General features: G+C 67.6%; 18 protein-coding genes and 1 tRNA gene. 6 read left to right on the top strand and 13 right to left on the bottom strand.

Going from position 1 to position 19,537, the window contains the following annotated elements:
- Positions 1 to 85: 85 nt before the first annotated feature.
- Positions 86 to 565: a transcription elongation factor GreA gene (gene greA / locus E0L17_RS08605; RefSeq protein WP_167930837.1), complete on the bottom strand. Its 480-nt coding sequence runs from the start codon at positions 563 to 565 to the stop codon at positions 86 to 88.
- 27 nt (positions 566 to 592) lie between these two features.
- A complete protein-coding gene (gene tatA, locus E0L17_RS08600) occupies positions 593 to 916 on the bottom strand; it encodes a twin-arginine translocase TatA/TatE family subunit (protein WP_075279199.1) in 324 nt (107 codons plus the stop codon).
- Between the two features lie 118 nt (positions 917 to 1,034).
- Between tatA and E0L17_RS08595 the strand changes: the two genes are divergently transcribed.
- The 3 genes from E0L17_RS08595 to E0L17_RS08585 all read left to right on the top strand — a co-directional run bounded on the left by E0L17_RS08595 (position 1,035) and on the right by E0L17_RS08585 (position 5,091).
- Positions 1,035 to 1,883 carry a spermidine synthase gene (locus tag E0L17_RS08595; RefSeq protein WP_502706248.1) on the top strand — a complete coding sequence of 283 codons (849 nt, stop codon included), beginning with the start codon at positions 1,035 to 1,037 and terminating at the stop codon, positions 1,881 to 1,883.
- 242 nt (positions 1,884 to 2,125) lie between these two features.
- On the top strand, positions 2,126 to 2,992 hold the full coding sequence (locus E0L17_RS08590; RefSeq protein ID WP_353652972.1) for an HAD family hydrolase: 867 nt from the start codon (positions 2,126 to 2,128) through the stop codon (positions 2,990 to 2,992).
- 89 nt (positions 2,993 to 3,081) lie between these two features.
- Positions 3,082 to 5,091 carry an InlB B-repeat-containing protein gene (locus tag E0L17_RS08585; RefSeq protein ID WP_167930835.1) on the top strand — a complete coding sequence of 670 codons (2,010 nt, stop codon included), beginning with the start codon at positions 3,082 to 3,084 and terminating at the stop codon, positions 5,089 to 5,091.
- 271 nt (positions 5,092 to 5,362) lie between these two features.
- Here E0L17_RS08585 and E0L17_RS08580 read toward each other — a convergent pair.
- The 3 genes from E0L17_RS08580 to E0L17_RS08570 form a co-directional block, all read right to left on the bottom strand.
- Positions 5,363 to 5,439: transfer RNA gene (locus E0L17_RS08580), tRNA-Pro, on the bottom strand.
- Entirely contained in the window at positions 5,417 to 6,334 is a 918-nt protein-coding gene (locus E0L17_RS08575) for a 4-(cytidine 5'-diphospho)-2-C-methyl-D-erythritol kinase (RefSeq protein WP_167930834.1), read from the bottom strand. Before E0L17_RS08575 ends, E0L17_RS08580 begins: the two co-directional genes overlap by 23 nt.
- 12 nt (positions 6,335 to 6,346) lie before the next feature.
- On the bottom strand, positions 6,347 to 6,643 hold the full coding sequence (locus E0L17_RS08570; protein ID WP_075279197.1) for a Veg family protein: 297 nt from the start codon (positions 6,641 to 6,643) through the stop codon (positions 6,347 to 6,349).
- A 164-nt stretch (positions 6,644 to 6,807) separates the two neighbouring features.
- Here E0L17_RS08570 and E0L17_RS08565 point away from each other — a divergent pair, with 164 nt between their 5' ends.
- Entirely contained in the window at positions 6,808 to 7,881 is a 1,074-nt protein-coding gene (locus tag E0L17_RS08565; protein ID WP_167930833.1) for a M24 family metallopeptidase, read from the top strand.
- Between the two features lie 90 nt (positions 7,882 to 7,971).
- Here E0L17_RS08565 and E0L17_RS08560 read toward each other — a convergent pair whose 3' ends face one another.
- Positions 7,972 to 8,400, bottom strand: coding sequence for an Hsp20/alpha crystallin family protein (locus E0L17_RS08560; RefSeq protein WP_167930832.1), 429 nt, complete (start codon positions 8,398 to 8,400; stop codon positions 7,972 to 7,974).
- A gap of 269 nt (positions 8,401 to 8,669) precedes the next feature.
- On the opposite strand from E0L17_RS08560, the gene E0L17_RS08555 reads away from it, so the two are divergent.
- Entirely contained in the window at positions 8,670 to 9,116 is a 447-nt protein-coding gene (locus tag E0L17_RS08555; protein ID WP_167930831.1) for a hypothetical protein, read from the top strand.
- Between the two features lie 157 nt (positions 9,117 to 9,273).
- Here E0L17_RS08555 and E0L17_RS08550 read toward each other — a convergent pair whose 3' ends face one another.
- The 3 genes from E0L17_RS08550 to clpB all read right to left on the bottom strand — a co-directional run bounded on the left by E0L17_RS08550 (position 9,274) and on the right by clpB (position 13,865).
- Entirely contained in the window at positions 9,274 to 9,417 is a 144-nt protein-coding gene (locus E0L17_RS08550; protein WP_167930813.1) for a hypothetical protein, read from the bottom strand.
- Positions 9,418 to 9,423: 6 nt separating this feature from the next.
- Positions 9,424 to 11,055 (bottom strand): PASTA domain-containing protein, encoded by a 1,632-nt coding sequence (locus tag E0L17_RS08545; protein ID WP_167930830.1) that lies wholly within the window; start codon positions 11,053 to 11,055, stop codon positions 9,424 to 9,426.
- Between the two features lie 173 nt (positions 11,056 to 11,228).
- Positions 11,229 to 13,865 carry an ATP-dependent chaperone ClpB gene (clpB, locus tag E0L17_RS08540; protein ID WP_167930829.1) on the bottom strand — a complete coding sequence of 879 codons (2,637 nt, stop codon included), beginning with the start codon at positions 13,863 to 13,865 and terminating at the stop codon, positions 11,229 to 11,231.
- Between the two features lie 571 nt (positions 13,866 to 14,436).
- On the opposite strand from clpB, the gene E0L17_RS08535 reads away from it, so the two are divergent.
- Positions 14,437 to 15,057, top strand: coding sequence for a hypothetical protein (locus E0L17_RS08535; protein ID WP_167930828.1), 621 nt, complete (start codon positions 14,437 to 14,439; stop codon positions 15,055 to 15,057).
- Between the two features lie 45 nt (positions 15,058 to 15,102).
- On the opposite strand, the gene E0L17_RS08530 is transcribed toward E0L17_RS08535, so the two are convergent.
- The 4 genes from E0L17_RS08530 to dnaK all read right to left on the bottom strand — a co-directional run bounded on the left by E0L17_RS08530 (position 15,103) and on the right by dnaK (position 19,430).
- Positions 15,103 to 15,585, bottom strand: coding sequence for a heat shock protein transcriptional repressor HspR (locus E0L17_RS08530; RefSeq protein WP_167930827.1), 483 nt, complete (start codon positions 15,583 to 15,585; stop codon positions 15,103 to 15,105).
- Positions 15,569 to 16,537, bottom strand: coding sequence for a DnaJ C-terminal domain-containing protein (locus tag E0L17_RS08525; protein ID WP_167930826.1), 969 nt, complete (start codon positions 16,535 to 16,537; stop codon positions 15,569 to 15,571). Before E0L17_RS08525 ends, E0L17_RS08530 begins: the two co-directional genes overlap by 17 nt.
- 114 nt (positions 16,538 to 16,651) lie before the next feature.
- Positions 16,652 to 17,398 (bottom strand): nucleotide exchange factor GrpE, encoded by a 747-nt coding sequence (grpE, locus tag E0L17_RS08520; protein WP_353652971.1) that lies wholly within the window; start codon positions 17,396 to 17,398, stop codon positions 16,652 to 16,654.
- Between the two features lie 127 nt (positions 17,399 to 17,525).
- Entirely contained in the window at positions 17,526 to 19,430 is a 1,905-nt protein-coding gene (gene dnaK, locus E0L17_RS08515; protein ID WP_167930825.1) for a molecular chaperone DnaK, read from the bottom strand.
- Between the last annotated feature and the right edge of the window lie 107 nt (positions 19,431 to 19,537).

The raw sequence follows: 19,537 nt of genomic DNA, 5'->3' as shown, positions 1-19,537 counted from the left end.
TCCCTTTCAGATAGAAGCGCCCCGCACCTGCGATACGCAGACACGGGGCGCCACGCTTGCTGCTTGCCGGAGAGGAAGTGCCGACCTAGCGGGAAATCCCCGTGATGACGTACTTCCTCGTCTTGCCGGACGGCGCGACGACCTCGACCTCGTCGCCCTCGCGGTGGCCCACCAGGGCGCTGCCCACGGGGGACTCGTTGGAGATCTTGTGCTCGAGGGAGTTGGTCTCGGTGGTGCCCACGATGGTGAAGGTGGACGCCTTGCCCTTCTCGTCCTTCAGCTCGACGGTGGTGCCGATGGAGACCGTGAGGTCGTGCGCGGGGCCGGCCTCGACGACCGTGGCAACGGAGAGAATCTGGCGAATCTCGTTGATGCGCGCGGCGTTGCGCGCCTCCTCCTCCTTGGCGGCGTCGTACTCGGAGTTCTCGGAGAGGTCACCGAAGCCGCGGGCCTCCTTGATGCGCTCGACGATCTCGTCGTGCTTCTCGCCCTCGCGGTACGCGAGCTCGTCGACGAGCTTCTGGCGACCCTCGGAGGTGAGCTCGATCTTCTTGGTGCTGTCCATGCGCTGCTCCCTACCTGCCGCGTGCCACTAGTTGAGCTTGTTGCCGCACTTGGAGCAGAACCCGGCGTCGGCCGCGTTCTTGGCGCCGCACTTGGAGCAGAACACCGCGTCGTCGGCAGCGGTCTCGGGGGCGTCGGCGTCGTCCTCGTCCTCGATGACCTCGACGGAGTCGTCATGGGACTCGATCGGGCTCTCGTCCTTCTCGTCCTTGCCCTCTTCCATGCCCTCGCGAACGTTCTTGACGGTCTTGCCAAGGGCGCTGCCGATCTTGGGGAGGTTCTTGGGCCCAAAGATGACCAGCACGATGACGAGGATGATGACGATCTCAAGCGGCCCCATGCCAAGAATCATGATGAAGTGTCCTTCCGGTGCGTTGTCTCAGACGGGCCCCAGGCCCAATACAGCATCAGCTAGTATAGCCGACGTTACGCGCTACTCACAATCTCTAAAACGCGAAAAGGGGCCCATGTTGAGAGAGCTCGTCTACGCCCTCCTCATCCTGACCGTCGTCTGCACCGTCGTGCTGGTCGTCCTGCTCTGGGGGCTGCGCCGGCGCGGCGTGAGCGTGCTGCGCACCAAGTTCGGCCTCACCCTCGTCTTTGACTCGCTGACCGAGGACAAGACGCCCGTGCGCCTGCTCAACGTCAACGGCACGTTTCAGTCCGTGAGCTACGTCCCCCACGACCTGCGCTTCGAGCTTGCCTGCGAGTATCACCGCGCGATGGCCGCCATCATCGAGGGGCTCGTCTCCGCCCGCGGGCGGTCGGCCGACCGTCCGCTGCGCGTGATGGTCATGGGAGGCGGCGGCTACTCGCTCCCCAAGTACCTGGCCGCGTACGTGCCGGCCGCGCGCGTGGACGTGGTCGAGGTCGACCCCGCCATCACGAAGCTGGCACGCGAGCGGTTCTTCCTAGACGACTGCCTCGAGGAGACGGGAGCCGAGAAGGACGGGCGCATTCGCCTGGTAAACGATGACGCCTGGGGGTTCCTCCGCGCCGCTGCGGAGCCTTACGACGTGATCGTCAACGACGCGTTCTCGGGCAAGCGCCCGCTCGGGCCGCTCACCACCGACGAGGGCGCGCGGGTGGTGCGCGGGCACCTCGCCGAGGACGGCGTCTACCTCGCGAACGTCCGCTGCGCCTGCGAGGGGCGCGGCGCGCGCACGCTGCGCGAGGTCGAGGCGGCCTTCGGGCGCGAGCTCGCGCACGTGAGCTACGTGCCGGAATGGCCGGGCGAGCCGGAGAAGCCCGGGAACAACGTGGTCGTGGCAAGCGACGCTGAGGTCGCCGTTCCCGAGGGAGCCGTGACGGTGCAGTAGCGGGCTTCTCTCGCCTCCGCGTGCTTCTTGTCCCCGCGTTCTTCTCGCCTCCGCGTTCTTCTCGCCCTCCCCCAGCGGCCCCATTTGACGTTTGCACGAGCAAACTCAAAACGTGAGAAAAACGACGTGTTGCGTCGGCTTTGTGTCACCTTGGACGAGCGGCAGCTCCGCGCGGCTGGGCGGCGGCATCCCCAACGCGGCGGCAACGGGGCGATATACTGCCTCCTGTATCGCCGTGGGAGGTGGGACCCCTGATCAGACTCTTTGCCAGCGACCTCGATGGGACGCTCTTCAACGCGCTCCACCAGACGGACCGCGCCATCCTCCTGCAGCTGAGGCGCGTGCTTGACGCGGGCCGCCACGTGGCGCTCGCAACCGGGCGCGCCGTGCGCCGCGCCTCCACGCTCGGCTTTGGCGACCTTCCGCTCGAAACCGTCTCCGCAAACGGCGCGCTCATCTGCGACGCGCGCGGGGAGCTGCTGCGCTTCTCGCACTTCGACCCACAGACGCTCGAGGAGCTCCTTTCCGCGTTTCCCGAGGTGTGCTTCAACTGCATCGCCGAGGACGGCACCTATGTCCGAGGCACGCGCGAGAGCTTCCTCGCGGGGCTCCGCCCGTCCCCCGGGCTGCTTGGGAGGCTCGTCGCGCATCGGCTGCGCCGGCGGCCGCCCGCCCCCGACACCCACTTCGACCAGACGGACGCCGACGTGCTGGCGCGCCCGATCTGCAAGGTCAACTTCCGCGTAGCCGACGGGGCGCTTCGCCGCGAGCTGGCCGGCTTCATTGCCGACCATGCCCGCTCGATCGTGAACGCCTCCTTCGACGGCGACCTCTTCGAGCTCACCGACGCCCGGGTCAACAAGGGCGAGGCCGTGGCCTGGCTCGCGGGGCACCTCGGCATCGCCGAGAGCGACGTGGCCGTCTACGGCGACGGCGGCAACGACCTCGCCATGCTCGAGCGCTTCTCGCACGCCTACGCCCCGAAGGGCGCGAGCGAGGCGGCCAAGCTCGCCGCGAGCCACGTGATCGGCAGCTGCGCGCATCACGCCGTCTCCCGTCACATGCTGATGACCTGCCGGCGAGAAGGGCGTCTGGGCAGCGCAAGCTGACGGCGAGAAACCCGGTTTGACATCACGTTGCGTCGTTCGGCGATGGTGTGTGGATCGCACTGTCAGCCACAACTAACACGGAGGAAAACATGCACCGCACCAACAGGCGCGCGCACATCTTCGGTGCGCTCGTCGCAATCTGCGCCGCGCTGGCGTTCTCGCTGACGCCGCTGCCCGCGCAGGCCCTGAGCACCAACAGCTTCTACACGGGGACCAGGCCCGGGGGCGGCTCCCGCGTCAACGACGCGCCCCTCACCGCGGCCACCGGCGTCACGTATGCGCTCTACTACACCGACGACTCGGGCCAGGTATCCAACTACGCCAACGTGAGCGACACGGACGTCAATCGCATGGACAAGTCGGTCGCCGACGTCGACCTCGTACACAACCTGCGCGCGGTGCTCGTCGTCACCAACCCGGGGAATGAGGATGTCTCGTTTGACGCGCGCCTCTCGACGCCCTATGCGGACTACGCGGGCGGCGGGACCGAGGACCGCCCGCTGGTAAGGGTCTCCGGAGCCGCGACGTTTGCCTCGACCGTCGCCGGATCCGAGGCGTATGCGAGCCTGGAGGCGGACTCCGGCTCGATGGACCCCGCCCCCTTTGCCGACGCGGCGGGAGCATACGCCGCCACCAACGCCTGGGACGACCTCAAGCGCGTCACCCTGAGCGGCTCCATCCAGCCGGGCGAGACCCTGACCGTGACGCTGCCGCTCGAGCTCACCAACGAGACCCGCGCGGTGCTCTACGGCCACGGCTTTGCCAAGCTCGGCCTCTGGAGCTCCTCCACGCTCGAAGGTCGCAGCAACAACGCGAGCGCCTTCCTGCGCTTTGCCCGGCAGCTCACCGAGGAGGACGCCAACGGCGCCACGGTGGGCCGCTTCCAGGGCGGCGGCAAGTACCTCGGCGTGACGGTGGTCCCCGAGGGCGACCTCCTTGCCGGGACCTTCACGCCAGTCCCCGCCGACGTACAGGCCGCGATCCCCGAGATCTCACTCGAGGACTTCCACTTTGACAACATCAACTACCTTGACCGTCACCGCGCAACCGACGACCCGACCCTGTATTCGGGAAGCGTCTATAGCATTGACCTGCGCCGCATTCGCGATGCCATACGCGACCTCGGGTGGTCGGTGGGCACGGGCAACTCGGCCGTGGTCTACCCCGGGCTTCCCGACTGGGTGCTCAACGAGGACGAGAACCTCGACGATGACCTCATGCAGGAGTATCGCTATCGCGCCGCGGCAAAGGACGCCGTCATCCTCAACCCCGACGGCAGCGATGCCACGCTGAGGGGCGTCAACGCTGACGGCATACGAATCGGCAGCATCCACGTAAGGCTGCGCCCCACCATCCAGACGCGTGACCTCGAGCTTGCCGTCGGCGACTCCTGGCAGCCCTCTGACAGCCTCGTGAGCATGTCCGACCATGCCGGCGCCGCGGTGGGCCTCGATGACGCCGAGCACGCGCGGGTCGAGCACGACGTCGACACGTCGCTGCCCGGAACCTACGCGGTCCGGTTCTATCACCACTACACCGGCAACGCCGCGTCCGGCGGAGACTACGAGACCTCCCGCGCGGCAAAGGTCGCGGTGACGGGAACCTACCGCGTTGCGTACGACGCCAACGGCGGCACCGATGCCCCGGACGCGGAGGAGACCCGCGCCGCCGCAGCGACCCTCGAGACCGCGGTGTCCTCGAAGGAGCCCACGCGCGAGGGGTTTGCGTTCGTCGGCTGGAACACCAAGGCCGACGGAACGGGAACGGCCTACGACGCGGGCGCGCACCTCTCGCTCCCCTACGCCAACCACGACCTCACCCTCTACGCCCAGTGGAAGCCCGTCGAGAAGGACGCGGGCACCAGCGGCCAGCAGGGCGGGAAGGACGGCTCGTCCACCTCGCCGCAGGGCGAGAAGAACGGCGGGCGTGACGGCGGCTCCCCCGAGAAGCCCGGCGCGAAGAGGGCCTCCGGGCGGCGGAAGGCCGGCGTTCCCGAGACCGGTGACGCCACCTCCAACGCGCCCCTCTTCCTCCTCGGCGCGGCGATCCCCCTCGTTGCCGCCGGCTCCGTCATGATCGTTCGCGCGCGGCGCTCCTAGACCGCCGGCAGGGAGGACCCGCCGGTCCGCCCACCCCGGGCGCTGCCTTCCCGAGTGCGGCCCTCCCCGAGCGCTGCTCTCCCCGAGTGCAACCCCCCCGAGTGACGGGTTTCGAACAAACGAGGCCGAAAAAACGGCCCCATCCGTTCGAAATCCGTCACTCTCTTTGTGTCCGATGCCCCCGGGGGCGCGCTGTCCGCAAGCGCGTTCTTCTCGCCCAGGGCGCATGCAAAAGGGCCGCCGGCGCACTGCCGACGGCCCTGCATCTACGTGGTCGGGTTGACTGGATTCGAACCAGCGACCTCTCGGTCCCGAACCGAGCGCTCTACCAAGCTGAGCCACAACCCGTAGCAGGGGAGTATTCTAGCAGACTTTCTCGCGCGAGCCAACCAGTTTTTGTCGCCCACGCGCGCCAGCCCTTCCGACGCGCCTCGGCACAGGCGGCCTCCGCCGCAGCGGCGCTCTCGCAGAGCGCAAACGAGCAGGTGCCTGACCCCGTTATCTGTGCCGCAAGGACGCCCGGCCGCCGGCGAAGCCACGCCTCGACCTCGCCCGCCTCCGAGCACAGGGCGCGCGCCGCGGGCGCAAGGTTGTTGTGAAGGTGAGCGGCAGCCGAGGAGACGTCCCCCTCCTCGAGCGTGGAGCAGAGGTCATCGTAGCCACGGGGCTCCGCGCCTGCCCGATCGAACTCCGCGTAGGCGGCAACCGTCGAGCCGCCCTCCGCGCGGGGCATCACCAGCGCAACGGGAACCTCGAGCGCGGGGAAGGTCCGCTCGAGCACGTCCCCCGCACCGCCATAGAGTCCCGGTTCGGGGTTGAGAAAGAACGCCACGTCGGCCCCGACGCGACGTGCCACCGCAACGACGCGCGAGTCGAGCGGATCGACTCCCCAGAGCCCGCAGAGCGCGCGAATCGCGGCACCCGCGTCCGCAGAGGACCCCCCGAGACCCGCGCGCTCGGGAATGTGACACGCCACTGACACGGAGACGCCGGGCTGCCGACCCAGGGCCTCGGTGAGAAGGACGGCCGCCTTCCAGACGCCCGTCTTCTCGGGGGCGACCTCGAGCGCGGGCTCAAACCGAACGCTCAGCGCGGGCGCCTCCTCAACCGTCACCACGTCGCACAGGTCGACCGGCACCATCACGGAGTCGACGCGATGATACCCGCGCCCGTCCTTCTCGCGATGAACGCCGAGGTGCAGGTTGACCTTACAGGGGGTCGTGACGACGACTGCGCCCGCCATCGTGCGCCGGGCCTACTCCGAGAAGGACTCGACGAAGTCGAAGAGACGCTCGCCGGTCTCCGTGTCGTAGAGCTCCACGGTACCGGTAAGCACGTCGACATACTGATAGGACTGGCGAGAGGTGCGGCCGCGGCGCTCCTCCACCTCGACGACGAAGAGCGAGGGGTGCGCGTGCACGAGCGTGCCGGCACGCTCCACGATGCGGGAGCGGCCCATGTTCGCCTTCACCTTGAGGCGCTTGCCCTCGAGCCTGCCGAGCTCCTCACGAATCTCGTCAACCCGGTTCACGGGAGGAATGTCGTTCTCCATGGATGCCTCCATTCGTCTCATGGGCAAAATGCCCAGAATGAGCGAAGTTCTATCTTACTCTGACTTCACGCAAGCAACAAACTGCCCGGCGGCCGCCACGATGCCGCCACATGACGACGGCGTACCATGGCAGGAGGACTGCACCCACGGCAGAAGGAGACGCAATGGACGAGAGTCGCCTCGCACGCGTGAGGGAAAACCTCGCGAGAAGAACCATCGATCAGATGCTCGTGGTGGACCCGCTTTCCATCTGGTGGCTCTGCGGCTACTACACCGAGCCCTACGAGCGCTTCCTCGCACTCTTCGTCCCTGTCGAGGGAACGCCGACCCTCTTTGCGAACCGCCTCTTCCCGGACGCGTCCGGATGCGGGGCGCGCGTGGTCGAGTTCTCCGACACAGACGACCCCGTCCCCCTGGTGGCGCAGGTCACCATGCACGACCGCCCGCTCGGCGTGGACAAGGAGCTCGCCGCCCGCTGGCTCGTGCCCCTCATGGAGGCCGGGGCCGCCTCGCGCTTTGTTCTCGCGTCCGATGCCGTGGACGACGCGCGCTCGGTCAAGGACGCCCGCGAGCGTGAGCTCATGCGCGCCGCGTCGCGCACGAACGACGAGGCCATGGCGTGGCTCGTCGACCAGGTGCGCCCCGGCGTGACCGAGCGCCAGATCGCCGACGGGCTGCTCGGCGAGTATCGCCGCCTCGGGGCGCAGGGGCACTCCTTCTCCCCCATCGTGAGCTTTGGCGACCACGCCGCCGACCCGCACCACGAGCCCGACGACACGCCGTTCGTGCCGGGCGACATGGTCCTCTTTGACGTGGGGTGCAAGCGCGACTGGTACTGCTCCGACATGACGCGCACGTTCTTCTCCGCCGAGCCAACCGAGCATCAGCGCGCGGTCTACGACGCGGTGCGACGCGCGAACGAGGAGGCCGAGAAGATCGTGCGGCCCGGGGTCACCTTTGCCGAGATCGACCTCACGGCGCGCCGCGTCATTGAGGACGCGGGATGGGGCCCGGCGTTCACGCACCGTCTCGGGCACCAGATTGGGCTCGTCGACCACGAGCCGGGAGACGTCAGCTCCACGCACGACGAGCCGGTGCGCCCCGGCCAGTGCTTCTCCATCGAGCCGGGCATCTACCTTCCCGGCGACATGGGCGTCAGGATCGAGGACCTCGTCATCGTGACCGAGGACGGCTGCGAGGTCCTCAACAGCTACCCCAAGGGGATTACGATTCTGTAGCTGCACGAAGGCGGCGGGGCGACTCGACATGAAAAACGGGCCGGAACCCGTGGGTTCCGGCCCGAGACGTTGCCGCGTCGAGAGGCGCTACTAGTCGATGGAGACCTTGGTGACGTTGGCCTTCTCCTGCTGCTTGGGGACGTTCACGGTGAGGACGCCGCCCTCGAGCTTGGCGGTCAGGCCGGCAACGGCCGCATCCTTGAGGTAAACGCCGCGCGTGGCGCTCCACTCGCCGGTCTCCTTGTAGAGGTAGTTCTTGCCCTTCTCCTCATCGGACTCCTTGCGCTCGACGGAGATGGAGAGGCGGCCCTCGTTGAGCTCGACGTCGATCTCCTCACGCTTGACGCCCGGAAGCTCCGCGGAGACGACGTACCTGTCGCCCGCGTCCTCGACGTTCATCTTGAAGCTCGCGGCGGTCGAGGAGAGCGGCGCGAAGGGCGCGTCGAAGAAGTTGTCCAGCGCGTCAAACGGCCAGTTGCGAAGAGCGCGAGAATAACGATCGTAAGGAACCAGTGCCATGATGATCACTCCCTTGTGATGTGGGCGCCGCCCCGGCGCCCTTGCTGTACATAGCTATTTGTTCCCCTCGCCTCGATTTCTATACGCTTGGCAGGAACTTTTCTTAGCGTCATATACTCACCATATCTAAGCGTAATGGGCTTAGATATATCACTGATTCGAACTGGGAATTCTTACAGTTTTAGAAGTCTTTTCGCCCGCGGGCGGCGCGCGGTCGCGCTGCCGTATGATGTGTGCATTGCTGTTCATGACTGCTAACGGGAGCACACATGACCAACGATAACGAGCGTGACGACCTCGCCGATGGCGCCAGCGAGCCTTCCGGAACCACGCAGAGGGCGCCCGAGCAGGCGGCGCGTACGCCCTACGTCCGCCAGAGGCCAGCCCACCGCAGCGTCGAGCCCATCGACGACTTTGCCAACGAGGAGGATGAGCCCGCCCAGATAGCCCACGACTCCGGGTACACGGTCGGCGGCGGAGCGTTCTCGGGACGGGGGTATCGCCGCTCCCGCGCCGACGGGCAGCAGCTTCGCCGCGACCTTCACTACGGCCAGTACCTCGAGATTCCGAAGGGACGTCGCGACATCTTCGTCTCTCGGGAGCGCAAGACCCGCATCAAGACCGCCCTCGCGCTCATCGCCGTCCTCGCCGTCCTCGCAGTGGTCGTCTACTTCCTCTGGGGCTACATGCAGACCAACTGGGGCGCCACGAGCTAACCCAGCCAAGGCTTGTGCCACTGGCGTCAGGTTTATTTGGCGTGCCATGGGCGTCAGGTTTATTTGGCACACGTTGCCCGTGTGCCAAATAAACCTGACGCCCATGGCACGCCAAATAAACCTGACGCCAGTGGCACAAGCCGGCAAGCGGCGCGCCTTACGACCAGGGGTCGCGCTCGAAGAGCGGCTCGGGGTCGGGTCGCCGGTCGGAATAGGGGTCGTATCCGTCGTCGTCCTCGTTCTCGGCGCGCACGAACTCGTCACGCTCCACGTCCTTCTCGCCCTTCTTCTTGTCACCCATGCAGCATCACCCCGTGTACTGGTCGATGTAGGCAATGTAGTCGCAGACGCTCCCGCCAAAGCTCGAGAGGTTGACGGAGGAAAAGTGCGCCGTCGGCGCGACGAGCGCCACCACGCGCGTGGACCCCTCGTAGCCGCCGATGATGACCGCCCACGTGTAGTCACCCTGGCGGCCATAGCCGCAGATGAAGTGGTGCGCGGGCTCTGCGGGCTCCTCCGCGTCGCCCTCCCCGTCGGTGCTCTCCTTGTCCGCGGGATCCTCGGGCTCCGCGGGCTCCTGCGGCTCCGGATCCGGTATGGGCGCGACGATGTCGCTCTCGGTGCAGGTGTCGAGCAGCCCCTCGAGTCCGCACGCCTCCATGACGGCGCGGATGCCCGACTCGTTCTCGGTGGCGCCGCCCTCAGGCAGGGTCTCCGCGGAGAACGCGTAGCGCACGCCGCCCACCCCCGCGCCACGCGCGAGCACGTCGGCCTGAGATCCGCCCGCGTAGTGGGCGGTCTCGGGCTCGTTGGTTATCTGGAGGAGGTCGCCGGAGGCACCCGTATAGGCAACGTGTGCGTTGCCGCCCGAGGCGTAGATCTCCCCGTAGTCTAGCGTGTATCCCGCGTCCGCGAGATACACGGAGAGCGCCTGGGGCGCCGCGTCGAGGTATCCCATCAGGTCATAGGGCTCGTGGGGCATGGGCGTCGCCACCGCCAGGGTGATGCTCGCGCCCGCGGCGACCTCGGTCCCCGCAGGCGGGTCGAGGCTCACCACGGTGCTCTTCTCCGCGTCGGACTCGACGTAGATGACCGTTGAGGTCAGGCCCCCTGCCTCGAGCTGGGCCTGAGCGTCCGAGAGGGGCATCCCCTCGAGCGCGGGGACGGTGAACGCCCGCGCCACGGTCACGGTGATGGGGTCGGACGAGACGAACGCGCTCCCCTCCTCGGGGCTCACGGCCAGGACCGTCCCGGCGGGCTGGTCGGAGTTCTGGTAGGAGAGCGTGACGTTCTCCGCGCCCGCGTCCAGAAGCGCCTGATGGGCGGACTCGACGTCCATCCCCACGATCTGGGGTATGGTGCGCTGACTCGCCACGGAGATGGTGGCGCCGTTCGCGGGGTCGACGCGCTGGCCCTCCGACGGGCTGCACGCCAGCACGATGCCAAACCCGTCATCGGCCGCGACGGGCTGCACGCTCACGGCAAAGCCGAGGTTCTCAAGGGCGCGCGTGGCCTCCTCCTGCGTGAGGCCGACGACGCGGGGGATGGTCTTGCCGCCCCACATCTCCTGGCCGTAGGTGTAGTACGCCACCCCGCCCGCGCAGGCGAGAAGGACCACGACGATGAGGGCCACCGCCCAGCGCGGAAGGCGGCGCTTGCGCTCGGGCAGGCTCTGGACCGGCGACGGGATTGAGACGGGGACGCGCGCCTCGGTGAGGTCGTTGGGGACGACGGGCGAGAAGTACGGGTCGCCGAGGGCGTCGATGCCATCGACCGCCGTCTCGGGCGCGTCCTTCTCGGCGGGCAGCACGATCGTGGGAAGGGCCTCCGGAGCGACGCGGCGCGTCGGGGCTTCGTCCGCAAGCTGCGTGGCATCCGGGTCTGAGTCGGGCGGCATCGCCACGGTCTCGCCCAGAGGGTTCTTCTCGTCCTGTGCCATGTCGTCCCCAACCTATCGTTGAATGATGCCTCTATCGTAAAGCAACAGCCCAACGGGAGACAAAGGGGACGGTGAGACAAAGGGGACGGGTTCATTTGTCTCATGCACCCCAATGAGACAAATGAACCCGTCCCCTTTGTCTCAGTCCCCCCTGTCTCACCGCCCCCCTGGCGCTACTCCACGGAGTCGGGCTCGAGGGGCTCGCCGTCGTGGCTCGCCGCATCGTCGCGCGCCGCGAAGAGGCGGTCGTCGGGGCCCACGTCCACGCGGACCGTGTCCCCCTCGGCGAGCTGACCGTCGATGATGAGGTTGGCCACCGAGTCCACCACCTGGCGCTGGATGAGACGCTTGAGCGGGCGCGCGCCGTAGACGGGGTCGAGGCCGTCAAGGGCGAGCGACTGCTTGGCCGCAGGCGTCAGCACGAGCTGGATACGGTCGCGGCTGAGGCGGTCGCGTACGTCGCGGAGCTGGATGTCCACGATCTTCTCGATGTCCTCGAGGCCGAGGGCGTGGAAGACCACCACGTCGTCGATGCGGTTGAGGAACTCCGGCTTGAAGGTCTGGCGCAGAGCGTTGTTGACCTCGCGCTGGACCTCGTCCGGGTCGCTCGCCGCGTTGGCCCCGGCGATGAACTGACTGCCGACGTTGGACGTCATGATGATGATCGTGTTCTTGAAGCTCACCACGCGGCCCTGGCCGTCCGTGAGGCGCCCGTCGTCGAGCACCTGTAGCAGGATGTTGAAGACGTCGGGATGCGCCTTCTCCATCTCGTCGAGCAGGATCACGGAGTACGGACGGCGCCGCACGGCCTCGGTGAGCTGGCCGCCCTCGTCGTAGCCCACGTATCCGGGAGGCGCGCCGATGAGGCGCTGCACGCTGAACTTCTCCATGTACTCGGACATGTCGATGCGCACGAGCGCGCGCTCGTCGTCAAAGAGGTTCTCCGCGAGCGCCTTGGCGAGCTCCGTCTTGCCCACGCCGGTGGGGCCGAGGAAGAAGAAGCTGCCGATGGGTCGGTTGGGGTCGGAGAGTCCCGCGCGGCTGCGGCGCACGGCGGCGGCCACGGCGGAGACGGCCTCGTCCTGCCCCACGACGCGCTTGTGCAGCTCGCCCTCCAGGTTCTTGAGCTTGTCCATCTCGCCCTGCATCATCTTGGACACGGGCACGCCGGTCCACGAGCTCACGACCTCGGCGATTTCCTCGGACGTGACCTCCTCCTTGAGCAGGCCGCCCTCCTCCTGCCGGGCGGTGAGCGCGGCCTCCGCCTCGTCGTACTCGCGCTGGAGGCTCGGGATCGTGGAGTAGCGCAGCTCGGACGCGCGGGCGAGGTTGCCCTCGCGGGTCACGCGCTCCATCTCCACCCGCGCGCCCTCGATCTTGGACTTGAGGTCCTGCACGCGGTCGATCGCGCCCTTCTCGTTTTCCCAGCTGGCCTTCATGCCGTCGAGCTTCTCGCGCGTGGTGGCGATCTCGCCGCGCAGGGTCTCGAGACGCTCCTTGCTGGCGGCGTCCTCCTCCTTCATGAGGGCCTGCTCCTCGATCTGCATCTGCGTGAGCTGGCGGTCCACGGCGTCGATGTCTGCCGGCATGCTGTCGAGCTCCATGCGCAGGCGGCTCGCCGCCTCGTCGACGAGGTCGATGGCCTTGTCCGGGAGGAACCGGTCGGAGATGTAGCGGTTGGAGAGGTCGGCAGCGCTGACCAGCGCGGAGTCCGTGATGCGCACGCGGTGGTGCTGCTCGTAGCGGTCCTTGATGCCGCGCAGGATGGAGATCGTGTCCTCGACGGTGGGCTCCGAGACCATGACGGTCTGGAAGCGCCGCGCGAGGGCCGCGTCCTTCTCGATGTACTTGCGGTACTCGTCCAGCGTGGTGGCGCCGATGGCATGCAGCGTGCCGCGCGCGAGGGCGGGCTTCAGGATGTTGCCGGCGTCCATGGAGCCCTCCGTGGCGCCCGCGCCCACGATGGTGTGGAGCTCGTCGATGAAGAGGATGATTCGCCCGTCGGACTTCTCGACCTCCTTGAGCACGGACTTCAGGCGGTCCTCGAACTCGCCGCGGTACTTGGCGCCAGCCACGAGCGCGGACATGTCGAGCTCGATGAGCTCCTTGTCACGCAGGGTGGACGGGACATCGCCGTTGACGATGCGCTGGGCGAGGCCCTCGACGATGGCGGTCTTGCCCACGCCGGGCTCACCGATGAGCACGGGGTTGTTCTTGGTGCGGCGGGAGAGCACCTGGATGGTGCGGCGGATCTCCTCGACGCGGCCGATGATCGGGTCGAGCTTGCCCTGGCGCGCGAGGTCCGTGACGTTGCGGCCGTACTTCTCGAGCGCCTCGAACTCCGGCTTGGAGTCCTGGCTGGTCACGCGCTCGTCCCCGCGCAGGTCGTCATAGGCCTCCTCGACGCGCTTGGCCGTGACGCCGGCGGCCTTGAGGATTGAGCCGGCCTCGTCCTTGGCGTCGGCGAGCGCGCAGAGCAGGTGCTCGGTGGTGACGTAGGAGTCCCCCATCTTGGACGCGAGCTTCTCCGCCGCGTTGGTCACGCGAACGAGGGCGTCGCCCATCCCCATCTGGCTGGCGTCTCCGGTGACGCGCGGCTGGCGCGCGATGGCCTGGTCCACCTGGGCCTCGATGCCGGCCGGGTCCGCACCGACGCGCTCGATGATCGCGCGCAGGTTGTGCTCTCCCGAGCTGAGCAGGGCCTTGAGCAGGTGAATGGGCATGAGCTGCCCGGCGCTGGCATCCGTCGCGATGCCGATGGACGCCTGCAGCGCCTCCTGGGCCGTCACGGCCCACTTGTCGAGTCTCATGATTGCCCCCTTCTTGGGTCGTTGTTTATCAAGGGATATTGTTCCCTCCCAAGCTGGGGCGTATACGCAAATCTAAGCGTCTACATAGTAGATTTTCTGCGTGCTGGCGAGAAGAACGTGGGTGGCGCGGGGACCTCTCCGGGTCCTTGTGCCGTGGGGGCCGCACGGGGTGCCGCGGGGATGTCGCGGGGCCTCCTACCGTGCGCCGTATGCCGCCGTGCTGCCGCGGCGCCGTGCTGCCGTGCTCAAATCCGGATTTGAGCACGGCTACGCACTCAGTTGGGAATTTGAGTGCCAGGTCCTGCCCCTCAGAAGCGTAAGACCACGCCCTAGGAAGGTTCGACAGCACGCGAACTGGGCTTTTGTCGCCCAGCGCAACATGCAAGCCCCTGCCCGCGCGCTCAAATCCGGATTTGAGCGCGCCCCTGTACTCAGTTGGGGATTTGAGCAAGGCCGCGCGCTCGGTTGGGGATTTGAGTGCCAGCATGCCGCCCGCCGCCTCGCATGGCAGCGCACGGCGAGACGTGCCGGCTTTCTCTATACTTTACGAAACCGTATCTGGGAGGCCGCAATGGGACGGGCCACGCATCGGCTTGTCGTTCTTCTCGCCACAGTCGTCGCCATCGTGATGACGCTGGGGGCATGTCAGACGGTGACGAGCGGCACCGTCTCCTCCGCATATGATGTGGCGGGCATGCTGGCATGCGATCCCAAGGACCTGCCCGGCGCCCTCAGCAAGCTGGGGTTCACGTATTCGGTCGGCGTGCCGTATGGCTCGTGGCAGACGAGCGAGCCCGTGGAGGGGCAGCCCGAGTGCCGCTCCAACAGCCTGATGCTCGGCGGCACGTCGCCAGACCTTCTGAGTGCCGGCAACGCGCCGTCGGAGGCATCGTTCAGCTTTCAGTGCGCGCCCGTCGTGAGCGAGGAGGAGTCGAACGCGATTGGCGACGACATGCTCGACCGTGCCGGGCTTCGCGACCCGTTCTACACGGACCGCGTCGAGGACGAGGAGTTCGGCCGCGTGCGACTCTATCGCGTGGGGCGCATCGAGGGGGAGGGGCCGGCGGCGTACTGGATGCTTCTCATAGGCATCGACGAGGACTTCGGCTACACGACGTACATACTCTCCGCCTACACCGAGGCGGCCGTCGACTCGCTGCCGGACGAAGCGCTGGCAGCCGAGGTCGCGTAAAAACATGCCTAAAAGGGGCCTGGCCCCTTTTAGGCATGGCCCCTTTTAGGCATGCCCGTCCTTCTCGCCAGAATCGGGGGCGCCGTTGAGCAGGAGGCGGCGCATGACCTGCTCGGGACTGCTCGCGCTGTCATAGCGGGCGAGCGCCGTGATCTTCTCCTGCATGCGGAACTCGTGGACCTCGTCCTCGAGCTCGCGCACGCGGCGACGCAGCTCCTCGAGCTCGTCCTCGCGCGCCAGCATGCGCTCGCGCATGTCGAGGATGCGCACGACGCCGGCGAGGTTGATGCCCTCGTCGGTGAGCTTGGAGATGAGGTTCAGCCGGTCGATGTCTGACTGCGAGTAGAGGCGCGTGTTGCCGCGCGAGCGTCCGGGCGTGACGAGCCCCTTCTGCTCGTAGACGCGCAGGGTCTGCGGGTGCATGCCCGTGAGCTCGGCGGCCACGCTGATCATGTAGAGGGGCTTGTCGCGGTCGCGGCCCTCGCGCCCGCGGTCCCTGCCGCGCTCCTCGCTAGCGCTGCGTACCATAACGGTTGACCTCCTCGCGGTAGTCGCGCGTGTCGGCGTCGCGCAGCGCCTCGAGCGCGTCGCGCTCCTTCTTGGTGATGAGCGTCGGGACCTTCACGCGCACCGTCACGTAGAGCGCGCCGCGCGTGCCCTTGCGCTTGACGTTGGGGGCGCCCAGGTCGCGGAAGCGGAAGGTCTTGCCGTCCTGCGTGCCAGCCGGGACCTTGAGGCGCACCTCGGTCCCGTCGGGCGTCGGGACCTCGACGGTCGCGCCGAGCGTTGCCTCGTACATGCTGATGGGAAGGTCCATCCGCACGTCCGCGCCATCGCGCTTGAACAGCGGGTGCTCCGCCACGTGCGTGGTGATCACGAGGTCGCCACGGTCGCCGCCGTTGGTGCCATACTCGCCGCGGCCCCGGTAGCGGAGCTTGCCGCCGTCCACGGCGCCGGCGGGAATCTTGATGGTGAGCGTCTGCTCCTCGCCCGTGGATGGCACGCGATACGTCGCCTTGCGCGTGGCGCCGCGGAACGCCTCCTCGGCGGAGACGTCCACCGACATGGTGAGGTCGCTGCCCTTGGTGGGCCGATTGGCCGCACGCCCCGCAGCCCCGCCGAAGATCGACGAGAAGTCGAACCCGCCGAAGCCGCCGTCACCGCCGCCGCGCATGCTGTCGAAGATGTCGGACCAGTCCCCGCCCACGTTGGTGGTGTACGTGTAGCGGCCGCGGCCGCCCGAGCCGCCGAAGTCGGCGCCGGGGATGCCGCCGAACATGAGCATCTGGTCGTACTCACGGCGCTTCTTGGGGTCCGAGAGCGTGGTGTACGCCTCGCTGACCTCCTTGAACTTCTGCTCGTCGCCGCCGGCGTCCGGGTGGTACTTGGCCGCCAGCTTGCGGAACGCCTTCTTGATCTCGTCGTCAGAGGCGTCGCGCTTCACGCCCAGCACATCATAGTAGCTTCGCTTAGTTGCCATCTCGCACGAGCCTCCCTTCTGATAGGGCGTGCAAAGGGGGCAGTCACTTTTGCACGCCGTCCAACTAACCTGCGCGCGTGCAAAAGTGACTGTCCCCTTTGCACGCCCGTGGCGCTACTCTTCCTCGGCGGGGCGCTTGGGCCCGCCGTAGGTCACCGTCACCATGGCGGTGCGAATGACCTTGTCGCCCATCTTGTAGCCCTTCTGATACACCTGGGCCACGGTCTCGTCGAAGGCGTCCTTGTCCTCCACGCGGCCGACGGCCTGGTGGGCCAGCGGCTCAAAGGGCTCCCCCACCGGGTCGATGGGCTCGACGCCCTCCTTCTCGAGCACGCCGAGCATCTTGGCGTGCACCGCGGAGACGCCGTCGACGAACTGCTGGAACTGCGTGTCGCCCTCGGTGACGCCGGCGTGCTCGATGGCGCGCTCGATGTCGTCGATTACCGGCAGCAGGTTGGTGACCAGCTTCTCTGCCGCACGCTCCTTCTCGGCAAGACGCTCGGCGGCGGTGCGGCGACGGTAGTTGTCCCAGTCCGCCTGGAGGCGCAGCATGCGCTCCGTGGCCTCGGAGGCCTCCTTCTTGGCGGCCTCGATCTGGTCCTCGACGTCGGCGAGCTTCTTCTGCAGCTCGTCGCGCTCCTCGCGAATCTTGCTCGCGTCGGCGGCAAGCTCGCGCTCCGCCGCCTCCTCGCCGGCGCGGATGGCGGCCTCTACGCGGGCGCGCTCCTCGTCCGGGTCCACGTCCTCGACGACGTCCTCGGCCTCGGCCTCCTCGGATTCCGGGTCCACGTCCTCCGGCTCGACGGGCTCGGGCTCCATGGCCTCGTTCTTCTCGTCCTCTACCTCGATGGGCACCTTCACGTCACCCTCCTCAAACTCTCGGGTGTGCAAAAGTGACTGTCCCCTTTGCACGGTCCCCTTTGCACGAGGGGCGGCCGCGTAGCCGTGGCCGCCCCTGTTCTAATCCGTTACGTACGGCCGCTGTGGACTAGTTGTTCTTGTCGTCGTCCACGACCTCGTAGTCGGCGTCCACGACGTCGTTGGCGGAGCCGCCCTGCGCGCCCGCGCCGGCGCCGGCCGCAGCGTCCTCCTGCGTGGCGGAGTAGACGACCTCGGCGAGCTTGTGGCCGACCTCCTGGAGCTTGTCGCCCGCGGCGCGGATGGCCTCCACGTCGGTGCCGTCAAGCGCCTTCTTGGCCTCGGCCACGGCGTCCTCGGCGGCCTTCTTCTGGTCGGCCGGAACCTTGTCGCCCAGGTCCTTGAGGGTCTGCTCGGTGGAGTACGCGAGGGAGTCGACCTGGTTGCGGACCTCGATCTCGTCCTTGTGCTTCTTGTCCTCCTCTGCGTGGGCCTCGGCGTCCTTGACCATGCGGTCGACCTCGTCGTCGGAGAGGGCGGTGGAGCCGGAGATGGTGATCTGCTGGCTCTTGCCGGTGGCCTTGTCCTTAGCGGTGACCTTCACGATGCCGTTGGCGTCGATGTCGAAGGTGACCTCGATCTGCGGGATGCCACGGCGGGCCGCCGGGATGCCGGTGAGGTTGAACTTGCCGAGGGACTTGTTGTCCGCGGCCATCTCGCGCTCGCCCTGCAGGACGTTGATCTCGACGGAGGTCTGGTTGTCGGCCGCCGTGGAGTAGATCTCGGTCTTGGAGGTGGGGATCGTGGTGTTGCGGTCGATCATCTTGGTCATGACGCCGCCCATGGTCTCCACGCCGAGGGACAGCGGCGTGACGTCCAGAAGCAGGATGCCCGAGACGTCGCCGGTGAGGACGCCGCCCTGGACGGCCGCGCCGTCGGCCACGACCTCGTCCGGGTTCACGGACATGTTGGGCTGCTTGCCGGTCATCTGCTTGACGAGCTCCTGGACGGCGGGCATACGGCTGGAGCCGCCCACGAGGATGACCTCGTTGACCTCGGAGAGCTGCAGGTTGGCGTCGTGCAGGGCCTTGGTGACGGGGCCCTTGCAGCGGTCGAGCAGGTCGCGCGTGATGCGCTCGAACTCGGCGCGGGTCAGCGTGTAGTCGAGGTGCTTGGGGCCGGTGGCGTCGGCAGTGATGAAGGGCAGGTTGATCTGGGCCTGCTGGGCGGAGGAGAGCTCCTTCTTGGCGTTCTCCGCGGCCTCCTTCAGGCGCTGCAGGGCCATGGGGTCCTTGCGCAGGTCGATGCCGTTGTCGGACTGGAACTTGTCGGCCAGCCAGTCGATGACGCGCTGGTCCCAGTCGTCGCCGCCGAGGTGGTTGTCGCCGTTGGTGGCAAGGACCTCCACGACGCCGTCGGCGAGGTCGAGAAGCGACACGTCGAAGGTGCCGCCGCCGAGGTCGAAGACCAGGACCTTCTGGTCGATGCCCTTCTTGTCGAGGCCGTAGGCCAGGGCCGCGGCGGTGGGCTCGTTGACGATGCGCTGGACGTTGAGGCCGGCGATCTTGCCGGCGTCCTTGGTGGCCTGGCGCTGGGCGTCGTTGAAGTAGGCCGGGACGGTGATGACGGCGTCGGTGACGGGCTCGCCGAGGTACTTCTCGGCGTCGGCCTTCATCTTGGAGAGGATCATGGCGCTGATCTGCTCGGGGGTGAAGTCCTCGCCGTCGATCTCAACGACCGCACGGCCGCCCACGCCGGGCTTGACCTTGTACGGGACGGTCTTGAGCTCGGAGCCGACCTCGTCGTAGCGACGGCCCATGAAGCGCTTGATCGAGAAGACCGTGTTGGTGGGGTTGGTGACGGCCTGGTTCTTGGCCGCCTTGCCGACGATGCGGTCGCCGTCGGAGCGGAAGCCCACGACGGACGGGGTGGTGCGGTCGCCCTCGGCGTTGACGATGATCGTGGGCTCGCCGCCCTCGAGGACCGCCATCGCGGAGTTGGTGGTACCAAGGTCGATACCGAGAATCTTGCCCATGATGCTCTCCTTTTCCTGCGTGGAGCCCGCGCCTGCGCGGGCCCGCTCGCCTGTTTCCTGTCTGTACGGTTGAGTTTATCCCCTCTGCGCCTCGATTCTATACATAA

It is taken from the genome of Olsenella sp. SW781 (genome assembly GCF_012027725.1).
Classification (GTDB): Bacteria; Actinomycetota; Coriobacteriia; order Coriobacteriales; family Atopobiaceae; genus Thermophilibacter.
Note: the sequence above shows the minus strand (reverse complement) of the source record. Positions and strands in the feature narration are given on the sequence as shown.

What these genes read in the sequence shown, in the direction of transcription:
- greA (WP_167930837.1), bottom strand. Translation starts at nt 565, where the DNA reads ATGGACAGCACCAAGAAGATCGAGCTCACCTCCGAGGGTCGCCAGAAG.
- tatA (WP_075279199.1), bottom strand. Translation starts at nt 916, where the DNA reads ATGATTCTTGGCATGGGGCCGCTTGAGATCGTCATCATCCTCGTCATC.
- E0L17_RS08585 (WP_167930835.1), top strand. Translation starts at nt 3,082, where the DNA reads ATGCACCGCACCAACAGGCGCGCGCACATCTTCGGTGCGCTCGTCGCA.
- E0L17_RS08575 (WP_167930834.1), bottom strand. Translation starts at nt 6,334, where the DNA reads ATGGCGGGCGCAGTCGTCGTCACGACCCCCTGTAAGGTCAACCTGCAC.
- E0L17_RS08570 (WP_075279197.1), bottom strand. Translation starts at nt 6,643, where the DNA reads ATGGAGAACGACATTCCTCCCGTGAACCGGGTTGACGAGATTCGTGAG.
- E0L17_RS08565 (WP_167930833.1), top strand. Translation starts at nt 6,808, where the DNA reads ATGGACGAGAGTCGCCTCGCACGCGTGAGGGAAAACCTCGCGAGAAGA.
- E0L17_RS08560 (WP_167930832.1), bottom strand. Translation starts at nt 8,400, where the DNA reads ATGGCACTGGTTCCTTACGATCGTTATTCTCGCGCTCTTCGCAACTGG.
- E0L17_RS08555 (WP_167930831.1), top strand. Translation starts at nt 8,670, where the DNA reads ATGACCAACGATAACGAGCGTGACGACCTCGCCGATGGCGCCAGCGAG.
- E0L17_RS08550 (WP_167930813.1), bottom strand. Translation starts at nt 9,417, where the DNA reads ATGGGTGACAAGAAGAAGGGCGAGAAGGACGTGGAGCGTGACGAGTTC.
- E0L17_RS08545 (WP_167930830.1), bottom strand. Translation starts at nt 11,055, where the DNA reads ATGGCACAGGACGAGAAGAACCCTCTGGGCGAGACCGTGGCGATGCCG.
- clpB (WP_167930829.1), bottom strand. Translation starts at nt 13,865, where the DNA reads ATGAGACTCGACAAGTGGGCCGTGACGGCCCAGGAGGCGCTGCAGGCG.
- E0L17_RS08535 (WP_167930828.1), top strand. Translation starts at nt 14,437, where the DNA reads ATGGGACGGGCCACGCATCGGCTTGTCGTTCTTCTCGCCACAGTCGTC.
- E0L17_RS08530 (WP_167930827.1), bottom strand. Translation starts at nt 15,585, where the DNA reads ATGGTACGCAGCGCTAGCGAGGAGCGCGGCAGGGACCGCGGGCGCGAG.
- E0L17_RS08525 (WP_167930826.1), bottom strand. Translation starts at nt 16,537, where the DNA reads ATGGCAACTAAGCGAAGCTACTATGATGTGCTGGGCGTGAAGCGCGAC.
- dnaK (WP_167930825.1), bottom strand. Translation starts at nt 19,430, where the DNA reads ATGGGCAAGATTCTCGGTATCGACCTTGGTACCACCAACTCCGCGATG.